The sequence below is a fragment of the Pantoea sp. X85 genome, from assembly GCF_029623675.1.
Lineage (GTDB): Bacteria > Pseudomonadota > Gammaproteobacteria > Enterobacterales > Enterobacteriaceae > Pantoea > Pantoea leporis.
This window is the reverse complement of sequence record NZ_CP121108.1, coordinates 1,232,304-1,245,830: the sequence shown is the minus strand read 5'-3', so window position 1 is coordinate 1,245,830 and position 13,527 is coordinate 1,232,304. Positions and strand designations below refer to the sequence as shown.

Here is a 13,527-nt window from a genome sequence, read left to right as displayed (position 1 = left end):
AGAGAAACGATGTACGCATTAGTGAACGGCCGGATTTTTACTGGTCATGAAATTCTGGACAATCATGCAGTTGTGATTGCAGATGGCCTGATTGAGCGCGTGTGTCCGCGTGATGCCCTGGACGCGGCAATTGCACAGCAGGATGTGGCTGGTGCGTTTATCGCTCCTGGTTTTATTGATTTGCAGCTTAACGGCTGTGGCGGCGTGCAGTTCAATGATGACATCAATGCGTTAAGCGTTGAAACGCTTGAGATCATGCAGCGCGCCAACGAGAAATCAGGCTGCACCAGCTATTTGCCAACACTGATTACCAGCACCGATGCGCTGATGAGACGCGCAGTCGAAACCATGCGCGCTTACCTGGCCAAGCATCAGAATCAGGCAATCGGCCTGCATCTGGAAGGTCCGTGGCTGAATAAAGCTAAAAAAGGTACACACAATCCTGAATTGATTCGCCTGCCGGATGCCGAGCTGGTGGATTTCCTCTGCGCCAATGCCGACGTCATCACTAAAGTCACGCTGGCACCTGAAAATGCGGGCAGCGAGGTGATTCGTCAGCTGCGCGATGCCGGCATCATCGTGTCAGCGGGTCACTCCAACGCGACCTATGAAGAAGCAAAAATTGGCTTCAGCGCGGGCGTCAGCTTTGCTACGCATCTCTACAATGCCATGCCAACCTTCGCTGGACGTGAGCCAGGTCTGATCGGTGCGCTGTTTGATTCGCCTGATGTATACTGCGGCATCATTGCGGATGGTTTACATGTCCATTACGCTAATGTGCGCAATGCAAAACGCATTAAAGGCGACAAGCTGGTGTTAGTGACGGATGCCACAGCACCGGCGGGCGCATCGATTGATCAATTTATTTTTGCAGGCAAAACAATATACTATCGCGATGGCCTGTGCGTTGACGAGAACGGTACGCTCAGCGGTTCTGCCTTGACCATGATTGAAGCGGTGCAGAACAGCGTTGAACATTGCGGTATCGCTCTTGATGAAGCGCTGCGTATGGCGACGCTCTATCCAGCGCAGGCGATGGGTGTGGAGAAGCAGTTAGGCACGGTCGAAGCAGGAAAAGTCGCCAACCTGACTGTCTTTACCCGCGATTATCAAATCACTAAGACGTTCGTCAACGGAGACAACGTCCTCAGCGAGTAAGCATTGAATGACCACTGGCGGCCAGTCTCAAATAGGAAATGTTGATCTTGTTAAACAACTCAATAGTGCAGCCGTTTATCGGCTAATCGATCAGCAGGGGCCAATTTCGCGCATTCAGATTGCCGAACACAGTCAGCTTGCGCCCGCCAGTGTCACCAAAATTACCCGCCAGCTCATTGAGCGCGGCCTCATCAAAGAGGTGGAGCAACAAGCCTCCACCGGTGGGCGTCGCGCGATCTCCATCATTACTGAAACCCGTCATTTTCATACTATCGGCGTGCGCTTAGGGCGTAATGACGCGACCTTGACGCTGTTTGATCTGAGCGGGAAATCGCTGGCGCAGGAAGATTATCCGCTGCCCGAGCGCACGCAGGAAACGCTGGAGAACGCGCTGTTCAATGCCATCAGCGCCTTTATGGCCGCGCATCAGCGTAAGATTCATGAACTGATTGCTATCTCGGTGATTCTGCCCGGATTGGTCGATCCCATTAACGGCATCATTCGCTACATGCCGCACATCGCGGTAAGTCATTGGCCGCTGGTTTCCAGCCTGAAAAAACGCTTCAACGTCACCAGCTTTGTTGGTCATGACATCCGTAGCCTGGCGCTGGCCGAGCACTACTTCGGTGCAAGTCGCGATTGCGCAGACTCCATTCTGGTGCGTTTGCATCGCGGCACCGGTGCCGGAATCATCGCCAACGGCCACATTTTCCTCGGCAGTAACGGCAACGTGGGCGAGATTGGCCATATTCAGGTTGATCCGCTGGGTGAACGCTGCCACTGCGGTAACTTTGGCTGTCTGGAAACCATTGCGGCTAATGGCGCGATTGAAAACCGCGTACGTCATCTACTGAATCAAGGGTATCCCAGTTCACTAACGTTAAATGATTGCCTGATGCCGCAGATTTGTCGCGCCGCTAATCATGGCGACGCGCTGGCGTGCGAAGTGATTGAATATGTCGGCCGCTATTTAGGCAAGGCGATTGCTATCGCCATCAACCTGTTCAATCCGCAAAAAGTGGTGTTGGCCGGTGAAATCACTGAAGCCGATAAAGTGCTGTTTCCTGCCATTGAAGGGTGTATCAATACGCAGACGCTGCCTGCCTTCCGTAAAAATCTGCCGGTGGTGCGTTCCGAGCTCGATCATCGCTCGGCGATTGGCGCCTTTGCGTTGGCAAAACGCGCAATGCTGAATGGCATTTTGCTGCAACATCTGCTGGAAGAGTAATCACCAGCCTGCTGTCAAGCAGGCCCGACCGGATGCAATCTATGACGATTAAAAGCGTAATCTGTGACATCGACGGCGTGTTGATGCATGACAATACCGCCGTTCCCGGCGCGAACGAATTTCTGCAGCGCATTCTGGCGAAGGATATGCCGTTGGTGGTGTTGACCAACTATCCTTCGCAAACCGCGCTGGATCTGGCGAACCGCTTTGCCAACGCCGGCATTGACGTACCGGATTCGGTGTTTTACACCTCGGCGATGGCCACCGCCGATTTCCTGCGCCGTCAGGAAGGGAAAAAAGCCTACGTAATTGGCGAAGGTGCGCTGATTCATGAGCTGTATAAAGCTGGCTTCACCATCACCGACGTTAATCCAGATTTCGTTATCGTCGGCGAAACCCGCTCCTTCAACTGGGAAATGATGCATAAAGCCGCTTTCTTCGTGGCAAATGGCGCCCGCTTTATCGCCACTAATCCCGATACACATGCACGCGGCTTTGTTCCTGCCTGCGGAGCACTCTGCGCCGGTATCGAAACCATCTCCGGTCGTAAACCGTTTTACGTCGGCAAACCGAGTCCGTACATCATGCGCGCGGCGTTAAACAAAATGCATGCGCATTCGGAAGAGACGGTCATTGTCGGCGATAACCTGCGGACAGACATTCTGGCAGGCTTCCAGGCGGGTCTGGAAACCATTCTGGTGCTCTCTGGCGTTTCCACACTGAGTGATATTGATGCGATGCCTTTCCGCCCGGATTGGATTTATCCATCGGTCGCCGATATCGACCTGTTCTGATCCCAACCATTACCTCTCCTTATGGCCCTGCTTATGCAGGGCTTTTGTTTTTTCTGTGGTTATGCCTTTCTTTACCGCTCGCCACATGCCTACAAAACGAACGATAATGCAGTTTCATTAGATGACATCTAAAATAAACACGTAATAATTGAATAATATTCAATATTAATTGCCCATGAACATTCTTTTTATCAAAGAATCGCAATTTTGCTTGCACTAACACCGCCATTTAGCGCATTTTCTTATACATCACGCAGCCAAGGCTGCCGGACAAACGTAGAAATAACTTCGCCACAAGGTGAGATCAGGAGTCAGTTATGTGTTCAATTTTTGGTGTGCTGGATCTGAAAAGCGATCCTATTGAGCTGCGCAAGAAAGCGCTGGAATCTTCTCGTCTGATGCGTCACCGCGGCCCGGATTGGTCAGGTGTTTATGCGGATGATAAAGCCATTCTGGTGCATGAGCGTCTGTCGATTGTTGACGTTAACAACGGCGCACAGCCGCTGTATAACGCTGACCACACCCACGTACTGGCTGTTAACGGCGAAATTTACAACCATCAGGCGCTGCGTGCTGAGTTGAGCGATCGTTACGCTTTCCAGACCGGTTCTGACTGTGAAGTGATCCTCGCGCTGTATCAGGAAAAAGGCGTCGATTTCCTCGACGAGCTGCAAGGCATGTTCGCCTTCATTCTGTGGGACAGCGTGAAGCAACAATATCTGATTGGTCGCGACCATATCGGCATTATCCCGCTGTATATGGGCAACGACGAGCACGGCAACCTGTATGTCGCTTCCGAGATGAAAGCGCTGGTGCCGGTGTGCCGCAGCATCAAAGAGTTCCCGCCGGGAAGCTACATGTCGAGCGCCGATGGTGAAATCCGTCGTTACTGGCAGCGTGACTGGATGGAATATTCCGCTGTTGAGCACAACACCACGGATGCCGCCGAGCTGAAACATGCGCTGGAAGAGTCAGTAAAAAGTCACCTGATGTCTGACGTGCCTTACGGCGTTCTGCTGTCTGGCGGCCTGGACTCATCCATCATCTCTGCCGTGACCAAACGCTTTGCTGCGAAACGTGTTGAAGATGCGGATAAGAGCGATGCATGGTGGCCGCAGCTGCACTCCTTCGCGGTTGGCCTGGAAGGTTCTCCAGACCTGAAAGCAGCGAAATCAGTCGCAGAACACCTCGGTACCGTGCACCACGAAATCCATTTCACCGTGCAGGAAGGCCTGGATGCGATCCGTGACGTGATTTACCACATCGAAACCTATGATGTGACCACCATTCGCGCCTCTACGCCGATGTATTTAATGTCGCGTAAGATCAAAGCGATGGGCATCAAAATGGTGTTGTCCGGTGAAGGTGCGGATGAAGTCTTTGGCGGCTACCTCTATTTCCATAAGGCGCCGAACGCCAAAGAATTCCATGAAGAGAACGTGCGTAAACTGCTGGCTCTGCACATGTTTGACTGTGCTCGCGCCAACAAAGCGATGTCCGCCTGGGGCGTGGAAGCGCGTGTGCCGTTCCTCGACAAGAAATTCCTCGACGTGGCGATGCGCATCAACCCGGCAGACAAACTGTGCGGCAGCAACGGCAAGATGGAAAAACATATCCTGCGCGAATGCTTCTCTTCTTACCTGCCGGAGAGCGTGGCGTGGCGTCAGAAAGAGCAGTTCTCTGATGGTGTGGGCTACAGCTGGATCGATACGCTGAAAGAAGTGGCGGCGAAGCAAATCAGCGACCAACAGTTGTCGACTGCGCACTTCCGCTTCCCGTACAACACGCCGAATTCGAAAGAAGCGTATCTGTATCGCGAAATCTTTGAGGAATTGTTCCCGATCGCCAGCGCCGCAGAGTGTGTGCCAGGCGGTCCATCAGTGGCCTGTTCTTCGGCTAAAGCGATCGAGTGGGATGAAGCCTTTAAATCCATGGATGACCCTTCTGGTCGCGCCGTTGGTGTGCATCAGTCCGCGTATAAATAAGGTTTTTACTCAACAAGATATGGGGCTCATTCGAGCCCCTTTTTTATGCAATCTATCGTACAACCTTTGAAATTTGCCGAATAAATCACCAGCCTGGTTACAAGCCAGACAAACAGGCGTTTTAAGGCGAAAAACGGCAAAAAAATTGTTGACGCTACAAGACTCAATACGCATAATGCGCCCCGCAACGCCGATGAAGGTTACGCGAAAAAGATGGCTACGTAGCTCAGCTGGTTAGAGCACATCACTCATAATGATGGGGTCACAGGTTCAAATCCCGTCGTAGCCACCATCTTTTTGCGGGAGTGGCGAAATTGGTAGACGCACTAGATTTAGGTTCTAGCGCCGCAAGGTGTGCGAGTTCAAGTCTCGCCTCCCGCACCATTTCAGTCTTCGGCAGCCGGATGGGGTATCGCCAAGCGGTAAGGCACTGGTTTTTGATACCAGCATTCCCAGGTTCGAATCCTGGTACCCCAGCCAATCCGGATTATGTTGTGGATACAAAGTCGACGAATGGGATATCGCCAAGCGGTAAGGCACCGGTTTTTGATACCGGCATTCCCTGGTTCGAATCCAGGTATCCCAGCCATCGTCGGACGCAGTAAGCAGTACAAAGGCTACGTAGCTCAGCTGGTTAGAGCACATCACTCATAATGATGGGGTCACAGGTTCAAATCCCGTCGTAGCCACCAAATTATTGGGGTGTCGCCAAGCGGTAAGGCTCTGGTTTCTGATACCAGCATTCCGGGGTTCGAATCCCTGCACCCCAGCCATAAAAAGACAATTTGATCAAACACCTATTGGGGTGTCGCCAAGCGGTAAGGCACTGGTTTCTGATACCAGCATTCCGGGGTTCGAATCCCTGCACCCCAGCCAAATTGCACAATAAAGCCCGCTTATGCGGGCTTTATTGTTTTCTGCGTTTGGCAAAGAGGTGAGCACACTTTTAACCAGGAGCGCGTCAATGCGCTCCCTACAATCACAAACCTAATGCGTAACGCAGCACCTTACGTTTCAAGGCTCCGGCATTCTCCGCCGCAATCAGCGCCAGGTTTCGCGCAAAACGCAGCGGCGGCAGTTTATTGCTAAACGCGAAGTAGAACAGATCCATTCCGCCCTGCATCAGTAAATTATCTTTGTAACGCTGACGATGATAACGCTGCAGCACAGCATCCGATGACCAGAGCTCCGCCTGGTTGCGCGCCTCGACCAGCGTCGTGATCAACGCATCCACATCCCTATAGCCCAAATTAACGCCCTGCCCGGCCAGCGGATTGATGGTGTGCGCCGCATCCCCCACCAGCGCCAATCCCGGCATCACATAACGCGTAGCATGACGTCGCACCAGCGGGAAAGAGGCCGCAGTTTTGACCTGAATACGGCCAACGCGTGCCGGGAAGTGAGCATAAATCTCTTTCTCCAGTTGCGGGAGCGGCAAACTTTGCAGCTGACGAATTCGTGCTGGCGCGTCGTACCACACCAGCGAAGCACGACGATCAAACAGCGGCAGGAAAGCGCGCGGCCCTTGCGGCGTAAACTGCTGCCAGGTGGCATCGCCCGCCTCCTGCTCGCACTCCACGCTTATCAGCATGCAGGATTGCGCATAGTTCCAGCCGCGCACGCCAATGCCCGCTAACTGACGCACACGCGAGTTAGCACCATCTGCGCCGACCACTAAACGCGCATCCAGCGTTTGGCCATTATCGAGTTGCACCTGCCAGCCGGCGCTGTGCGGCTGCAAACCCTGCAAGCTCGCCGGGCAGATCAATGTGACGCCCTCTTGCTGCATTTTTTCCCACAACGCACGCTGCAGCACGCTGTTTTCCACCATAAAGCCCAGCTCGGGCAACCCAAGCGAGGCCGCATCAAACTTCACATGCGCGTTTTGCCACTCCCAGGTTTCCAGCTGGCGATAGGGCGCACAGCGCATCGCCTGCACACGTTGCCAGACATCCAGTTGCTGCAGCAGCGCCACCGACGACGCACCGATGGCGGAGATACGCACATCTGGCTCGCTGCAGGCATCAAAGCTTGCCGGTTCCGCCCGTTCAATGACCGCTACGCGAAACTGCTGCTGCGCCAGGCCACACGCCAGCGCCGCACCAACCATGCCACCGCCCACGATCACCACATCAAAATGTGAATCCTGCATCGACTCTAATCCTTCTTTTTGCCGTGAAACCTTCCAGCATCACGTTGATAGCTAAAGTGTACCGGAAATTAGCAGCGCGATGCGATGCAGATGCGTGAAGCCTGGTAACAACAGCGTCGAAGCATTACAATACGCGCCCTGCACTTCGCTTGAATCAATGGCTAGTTCGATGACCAAAAAACTGCACATCAAAACCTGGGGCTGTCAGATGAATGAATACGATTCATCGAAGATGGCCGATCTGCTGAACAGCACGCACGGCTACACCCTTACCGAGGAAGCTGAAGAGGCGGACGTTCTGCTGCTCAACACATGCTCCATCCGTGAAAAGGCGCAGGAGAAGGTTTTTGCTCTGTTAGGCCGTTGGAAAAAGCTGAAAGCGAGCAATCCCGATCTGATCATCGGCGTGGGTGGCTGCGTGGCCTCACAAGAAGGTGAACGTCTGCGCCAGCGCGCCAGTTACGTCGATATCGTCTTTGGCCCGCAGACCTTGCATCGTCTGCCGGAGATGATTAACACCGTGCGCGGCAGTAAAAGCCCGGTTGTTGACATCAGCTTCCCTGAAATTGAGAAGTTTGATCGCCTGCCAGAACCGCGCGCCGATGGCCCAACCGCCTTTGTGTCGATCATGGAAGGCTGCAACAAATATTGTACTTTCTGCGTGGTGCCTTACACGCGCGGCGAGGAAGTCAGCCGTCCGAGCGACGATATTCTGCTGGAAATCGCCCAGCTTGCCGCTCAGGGCGTACGTGAAGTTAACCTGTTGGGCCAGAACGTCAACGCCTATCGCGGTGCCACCTTTGATGGCGATATCTGTACCTTTGCTGAGTTGCTGCGCTTAGTGGCGGCGATCGACGGCATTGACCGTATTCGCTTCACCACCAGCCATCCTATTGAATTTACCGATGACATCATCGAGGTTTACCGCGATACACCCGAGCTGGCGAGCTTCCTGCATCTGCCGGTTCAGAGCGGATCAGATCGCATCCTGACGCTGATGAAGCGCGCGCACACCGCACTCGAGTACAAAGCGATTATCCGCAAGCTGAAAGCCGCACGTCCGGATATCCAGCTGAGCTCTGATTTCATCATCGGTTTCCCCGGCGAAACGCAGCAGGATTTTGAGCAGACCATGAAGCTGGTCGGTGAAGTGAATTTCGATGTCAGCTTCAGCTTTATTTACTCGATGCGCCCAGGCACGCCGGCGGCCGATCTGCCCGACGATGTGACGGAAGAGGAGAAAAAGCAGCGTCTTTTCATCCTGCAGGACCGCATCAATCAGCAGGTGATGGCGTGGAGCCGCCGCATGCTGGGCACCACGCAGCGCGTGCTGGTGGAAGGCATTTCGCGTAAGAATGTGATGGAACTGACCGGCCGCACCGATAATAACCGCGTGGTGAACTTCGAAGCACCGGTTGAAATGATCGGTAAGTTTGTTGATGTCGAAATTGTTGATGTCTATGCCAGCTCCCTGCGCGGCGTGCTGGTGCGCACCGAAGATCAAATGGCGCTCCGTGTGGCCGAAAGCCCGGCATCGGTGATTGCGCGTACCCGCAAAGAGAACGACATCGGCGTCGGACTGTTCCAGCCTTGAAACCTCGAACGTTGAGCGACAGCGCACAAAGCGCTGTCGCCTGTTTCATCCCCAGGCCCTTGCTTTCCACAAGTGCTGCCCAAATATCGACTCTGAAGCTTGCGCCAGTGCGCAGCGCCATAAATAATTTCATAAAGATGTGGAGAGATTGCTCTTCGACATCCGGCACACCTTTTCAACTGGCCCTGAGTGACCTTAAGGATTCATTTGAATATCGAAACGCGTGAAATCGCCCTTGAACCGGCAGATAACCAACGACTGATGAGCTTGTGCGGTCCGATGGATGACAATGTGAAACAGCTGGAGCGCCGTTTGGGCCTTGAAATCAAACGCCGTGACAACCAATTCACGCTTACCGGCCGCTCGCTCTGTGTGGACGCTGCCGTCAATATCCTGCGCACGCTGTATGTTGATACCGCCCCAATGCGCGGTCAGATCAAAGATATCGAACCGGACCAGATTCACCTGGCAATCAAAGAGAGCGGCGTTCTGGAACAGAGCGCTGAGAGCGTGCCGGAATTCGGCAAAGCGGTGAACATCAAAACCAAGCGTGGCGTAATCAAACCGCGTACGCCTAACCAGGCCCAATACATCGCCAATATCTTCTCGCATGACATTACCTTTGGTATCGGCCCGGCAGGTACCGGTAAAACCTATCTGGCGGTCGCTGCCGCAGTGGATGCGCTGGAGCGTCAGGAGATTCGCCGTATTCTGCTGACGCGTCCGGCGGTTGAAGCGGGTGAGAAACTCGGCTTCCTGCCCGGCGATCTCAGCCAGAAGGTCGATCCCTACCTGCGCCCGCTTTACGACGCGCTGTTCGAAATGCTCGGCTTTGAGCGCGTAGAGAAACTGATTGAGCGCAACGTGATTGAAGTGGCTCCGCTGGCCTACATGCGCGGACGCACGCTGAACGACGCCTTTGTGATTCTCGATGAGAGCCAGAACACCACAATCGAACAGATGAAGATGTTCCTGACGCGTATCGGCTTTAATTCGAAAGCGGTCATTACCGGCGATATCACGCAGATTGACTTGCCGCGCAGCACCAAATCCGGCCTGCGCCACGCCATTGAAGTGCTGGCAGAAGTCGATGAGATTAGCTTTAACTTTTTCCACAGCGAAGACGTGGTGCGTCATCCGGTTGTCGCACGCATCGTGAATGCTTATGAAGCCTGGGAAACCGCCGACCAGAAACGCCGTGATCAACAGGCAGAAGAGCGCAAACGCGAAGCTATCGCGGCTCAGCTTGCCAGCCAAACCAGCCCGCAGGAGCGTTCATGAGCGCGGTGATTCTTGATTTACAACTGGCCTGCGCCGATGAAAACCATCTGCCAGCGGAGAGTGATTTTCAACGCTGGCTGGAAGCGGCGGTAACGCCGTTTCAACCAGAAAGCGAAGTCACGATTCGTCTGGTGGATGAAGCCGAGAGTAATGAGCTTAATCTGACTTATCGCGGCAAAGATAAGCCGACCAACGTGCTGTCATTCCCGTTTGAAGCACCGCCGGGGATTGAACTGCCACTGCTCGGCGATCTGATTATTTGCCGTCAGGTTGTCGAGCAAGAGGCTGCTGAACAAGGCAAAACCGTCGAAGCCCACTGGGCGCATATGGTGGTGCACGGTACGCTGCATCTGCTGGGTTACGACCATATCGAAGATGAAGAAGCCGAAGAGATGGAGGCGCTGGAGACCGAGATAATGCTTGCTCTTGGTTATCCTGATCCGTACATTTCGGAGAAAGAAGACGCCTGAGCCGCTGGTTCAGGTTATTGCGCTGCTGGCGCGGATGCCAGCAGCCCCAATCCCTCATTAGAGAGAACGAAATAAAAACGCCATGAGCGACGACCATTCTCAAAACAGCGACGCACCCAGTAGTAAAAAGGGATTTTTCTCCCTGTTAATCAACCAACTGTTTCACGGTGAACCTAAAAACCGTGATGAACTGCTGGGGTTAATCCGCGATTCTGAGCAAAAAGAGCTGATTGATCAGGACACCCGCGACATGCTCGAAGGGGTGCTGGACATTGCCGAACAGCGCGTGCGCGACATCATGATCCCTCGCTCGCAAATGATCACCCTGAAACGCAACCAAACGCTGGAAGAGTGCCTTGCGGTGATTATTGAATCCGCCCACTCACGCTTCCCGGTGATCAGCGAAGACAAAGACCACGTCGAAGGCATTTTGATGGCCAAAGACCTGCTGCCGTTTATGGCCAGCGCGTCTGAGCCGTTCAGCATGGAAAAAGTGCTGCGCACCGCCGTGGTGGTTCCTGAAAGCAAGCGCGTCGATCGCATGCTGAAGGAGTTCCGCTCGCAGCGTTATCACATGGCGATTGTCATTGACGAATTTGGTGGCGTCTCTGGTCTGGTGACCATTGAAGATATTCTTGAGCTGATTGTTGGCGAAATTGAAGATGAGTATGACGATGAAGAAGATCGTGATATCCGCCAGCTCAATCGTTACACCTACACCATGCGCGCCTTAACGCCAATTGAAGATTTTAATGAGGTCTTTGGCACCGATTTCAGCGATGACGAAGTCGATACCATTGGCGGATTGGTCATGCAGGGATTCGGCCACCTTCCCGCTCGCGGCGAAAGTATTGTCATTGATGGCTATCAGTTCAAAGTCGCCATGGCTGACAGCCGCCGTATCATCCAGGTGCATGTAAAAATTCCGGAAGACTCACCACAACCGCAACTGGAAGACGAATAACTTTATGGCTTTAGCCTCTCTTTACTCGCAGCAGCGGGTTCGCCTGCTGCTGGCGTTAGTTACGGGTGCCATTGGCACCCTTTCCTTTTCCCCCTACGATTTCTGGCCTGCGGCGATAATTTCGCTGGTTGGTCTGCAACTGTTGCTGCTGGAACGTCGCACTGCGCAGGCTGCGGCAATTGGCTTCGTTTGGGGCTTTGGACTGTTTGGCAGCGGCATCAATTGGGTTTACGTCAGCATCGCCACCTTTGGCGGCATGCCCGGCCCGGTAAACATCTTGCTGGTGATTCTGCTGGCGGCTTATCTGTCGCTTTATCCGATGCTGTTTGCCCTCCTGCTCAACCGTTTCTGGCCGCGCGCCACAATCTGGCGATTGGCTTTAGCGGCACCCGCGCTGTGGCAGATTAGCGAATTCCTGCGCGGTTGGGTGCTCACCGGCTTTCCGTGGCTGCAGTTTGGCTACAGCCAGATTGACGGTCCGCTCAAAGGCCTCGCGCCGCTCGCAGGCGTTGAAACCATTACCTTCCTGTTGATGGTGATCGCCGGCTTGCTGGTGCACGCGCTGCATCATCGTACGGTGAAAAGCTTGATAGCCGCCGCGCTCCTGCTGTTACTGCCGTGGCCGCTGCGCATGATGCAGTGGTATCAGCCGCTGCCGGAACGCAGCGTTGATGTTGCGATGGTGCAAGGCAATATTCCGCAGTCGATGAAGTGGGATCCGCAGCAACTGCTGAACACGCTGCGCGTTTACACCTCCTATAGCCAGCCGTTTATCGGCAAAGCACCGATCATTATCTGGCCCGAATCAGCGATTACCGATCTGGAAAGCAACCAGCAGCCGTTCCTGCGGGCGCTGGATGCTGACCTGCGCGCGCGCGGCAGCTCACTGATTACCGGTATCGTGGATTCTCGCGTGGAAGGCGATAATCGCTATCACGACTATAACTCGGTAATTGTGCTGGGTGGCGAGCAGCCTTACAGCTATCAAAGCCAGAACCGCTATCAGAAGAATCATCTGGTGCCATTTGGTGAGTTTGTGCCGCTGGAAGCGTTGCTGCGTCCGCTGGCGCCGTTCTTCGATTTGCCGATGTCCTCCTTCAGCCGTGGCGCCTATGTCCAGCCGCAGCTGAAAGTAGCGGGTTATCACCTGACCAGCGCTATCTGCTATGAGATCGTGCTGGGCGAACAAGTGCGCGCCAACTTCCGTCCCGATACCAACTTCCTGCTGACCGTCTCCAACGATGCCTGGTTCGGTCACTCCATCGGACCGTGGCAGCATTTCCAGATGGCGCGCATGCGTGCGCTGGAGCTGGGACGTCCGTTACTGCGCTCCACCAATAACGGTGTTACCGCAGTAGTGAATGCCAACGGTGAAGTGGAGAAAGAGCTGCCGCAGTTCATGCGGGATGTATTGGAAGCCAAAGTCACGCCAACCACCGGTGAAACGCCGTATGCCAAAGTGGGCATCTGGCCAGTATGGATGCTTACGCTGTTTGGCATTGTGGTAGCCATTCTGCGCCGCCGCCACTAGTTCAGGCAGCTTTGCAAACAGGCGAAGTGAATACTTCGCCTTTTTTATGCGCTGTTTTCTCTTCCTTCCGTGGTGCTTTCCCCGATTCTCTGCTGGCTTTTTACACTTCTTCATCGTGCTGGCACGATCATTGCTATTTATTTCAGTGATTTTCGCAAACATCGGCTTTTGTCAGCGTAGTGCAACCTTTACGCACTAATTTATGGCAATGATGCGCACTCTATTAGCGCATCGGGGAATTTTTGCCTTTTATTGGTGCGGAGCGGCTCGCAAAAAAGAAACTTTTTTGTTTCATTGCGTTAACAATTCGCTATGTTAATCACTATCCTGCGTGCGGTTGCGCTATGGGATAACAAAAAAAGCAGCACGA

10 protein-coding genes and 7 tRNA genes are annotated in these 13,527 nt (G+C 53.9%); 16 read left to right on the top strand and 1 reads right to left on the bottom strand.

What is annotated here, in order from left to right; all coding sequences use genetic code 11:
* Positions 1–9 precede the first annotated feature (9 nt).
* The 11 genes from nagA to P6287_RS05690 all read left to right on the top strand — a co-directional run bounded on the left by nagA (position 10) and on the right by P6287_RS05690 (position 6,041).
* Positions 10–1,158, top strand: coding sequence for an N-acetylglucosamine-6-phosphate deacetylase (gene nagA / locus P6287_RS05740; RefSeq protein WP_137385371.1), 1,149 nt, complete (start codon positions 10–12; stop codon positions 1,156–1,158).
* 7 nt (positions 1,159–1,165) lie between these two features.
* Positions 1,166–2,386 (top strand): N-acetylglucosamine repressor, encoded by a 1,221-nt coding sequence (locus P6287_RS05735; RefSeq protein ID WP_137385370.1) that lies wholly within the window; start codon positions 1,166–1,168, stop codon positions 2,384–2,386.
* A gap of 41 nt (positions 2,387–2,427) precedes the next feature.
* Positions 2,428–3,180: an HAD-IIA family hydrolase gene (locus tag P6287_RS05730; protein WP_036649098.1), complete on the top strand. Its 753-nt coding sequence runs from the start codon at positions 2,428–2,430 to the stop codon at positions 3,178–3,180.
* A gap of 317 nt (positions 3,181–3,497) precedes the next feature.
* Positions 3,498–5,165 (top strand): asparagine synthase B, encoded by a 1,668-nt coding sequence (gene asnB / locus P6287_RS05725; protein ID WP_277974647.1) that lies wholly within the window; start codon positions 3,498–3,500, stop codon positions 5,163–5,165.
* Positions 5,166–5,380: 215 nt separating this feature from the next.
* Positions 5,381–5,457, top strand: a tRNA-Met gene (locus P6287_RS05720).
* Positions 5,458–5,464: 7 nt separating this feature from the next.
* Positions 5,465–5,549, top strand: a tRNA-Leu gene (locus tag P6287_RS05715).
* 21 nt (positions 5,550–5,570) lie between these two features.
* Positions 5,571–5,645 (top strand) — tRNA-Gln (locus P6287_RS05710).
* A gap of 34 nt (positions 5,646–5,679) precedes the next feature.
* A tRNA-Gln gene (locus P6287_RS05705) sits at positions 5,680–5,754 on the top strand.
* Positions 5,755–5,780: 26 nt separating this feature from the next.
* Positions 5,781–5,857 (top strand) — tRNA-Met (locus P6287_RS05700).
* Positions 5,858–5,863: 6 nt separating this feature from the next.
* A tRNA-Gln gene (locus tag P6287_RS05695) sits at positions 5,864–5,938 on the top strand.
* A gap of 28 nt (positions 5,939–5,966) precedes the next feature.
* Positions 5,967–6,041, top strand: a tRNA-Gln gene (locus P6287_RS05690).
* Positions 6,042–6,144: 103 nt separating this feature from the next.
* On the opposite strand, the gene ubiF is transcribed toward P6287_RS05690, so the two are convergent.
* Positions 6,145–7,317, bottom strand: a complete 1,173-nt coding sequence (ubiF, locus tag P6287_RS05685) for a 3-demethoxyubiquinol 3-hydroxylase (RefSeq protein WP_277974646.1) — start codon at positions 7,315–7,317, stop codon at positions 6,145–6,147.
* A 169-nt stretch (positions 7,318–7,486) separates the two neighbouring features.
* Between ubiF and miaB the strand changes: the two genes are divergently transcribed.
* The 5 genes from miaB (at position 7,487) to lnt (ending at position 13,157) form a co-directional block, all read left to right on the top strand.
* Complete coding sequence (gene miaB, locus P6287_RS05680; RefSeq protein WP_101763242.1) at positions 7,487–8,911, top strand: tRNA (N6-isopentenyl adenosine(37)-C2)-methylthiotransferase MiaB; 1,425 nt, start codon at positions 7,487–7,489, stop codon at positions 8,909–8,911.
* Between the two features lie 207 nt (positions 8,912–9,118).
* Positions 9,119–10,192 carry a PhoH family protein gene (locus tag P6287_RS05675; protein ID WP_101763243.1) on the top strand — a complete coding sequence of 358 codons (1,074 nt, stop codon included), beginning with the start codon at positions 9,119–9,121 and terminating at the stop codon, positions 10,190–10,192.
* Positions 10,189–10,662, top strand: coding sequence for an rRNA maturation RNase YbeY (gene ybeY / locus P6287_RS05670; protein WP_008103651.1), 474 nt, complete (start codon positions 10,189–10,191; stop codon positions 10,660–10,662). The genes P6287_RS05675 and ybeY overlap by 4 nt, the downstream gene beginning before the upstream one ends.
* Positions 10,663–10,744: 82 nt before the next feature.
* The gene (corC, locus tag P6287_RS05665; RefSeq protein WP_101763244.1) at positions 10,745–11,626 is read left to right on the top strand and encodes a CNNM family magnesium/cobalt transport protein CorC; all 882 of its coding nucleotides are present in this window, start codon (positions 10,745–10,747) and stop codon (positions 11,624–11,626) included.
* A gap of 4 nt (positions 11,627–11,630) precedes the next feature.
* Positions 11,631–13,157, top strand: a complete 1,527-nt coding sequence (gene lnt, locus P6287_RS05660) for an apolipoprotein N-acyltransferase (RefSeq protein WP_277974645.1) — start codon at positions 11,631–11,633, stop codon at positions 13,155–13,157.
* Positions 13,158–13,527 lie beyond the last annotated feature (370 nt).

Bases quoted from the DNA above. Each gene is read 5' to 3' on its own strand.
- P6287_RS05730 (WP_036649098.1), top strand. From the start codon at position 2,428: ATGACGATTAAAAGCGTAATCTGTGACATCGACGGCGTGTTGATGCAT.
- lnt (WP_277974645.1), top strand. From the start codon at position 11,631: ATGGCTTTAGCCTCTCTTTACTCGCAGCAGCGGGTTCGCCTGCTGCTG.
- ubiF (WP_277974646.1), bottom strand. From the start codon at position 7,317: ATGCAGGATTCACATTTTGATGTGGTGATCGTGGGCGGTGGCATGGTT.
- ybeY (WP_008103651.1), top strand. From the start codon at position 10,189: ATGAGCGCGGTGATTCTTGATTTACAACTGGCCTGCGCCGATGAAAAC.
- corC (WP_101763244.1), top strand. From the start codon at position 10,745: ATGAGCGACGACCATTCTCAAAACAGCGACGCACCCAGTAGTAAAAAG.
- asnB (WP_277974647.1), top strand. From the start codon at position 3,498: ATGTGTTCAATTTTTGGTGTGCTGGATCTGAAAAGCGATCCTATTGAG.
- P6287_RS05735 (WP_137385370.1), top strand. From the start codon at position 1,166: ATGACCACTGGCGGCCAGTCTCAAATAGGAAATGTTGATCTTGTTAAA.
- miaB (WP_101763242.1), top strand. From the start codon at position 7,487: ATGACCAAAAAACTGCACATCAAAACCTGGGGCTGTCAGATGAATGAA.
- nagA (WP_137385371.1), top strand. From the start codon at position 10: ATGTACGCATTAGTGAACGGCCGGATTTTTACTGGTCATGAAATTCTG.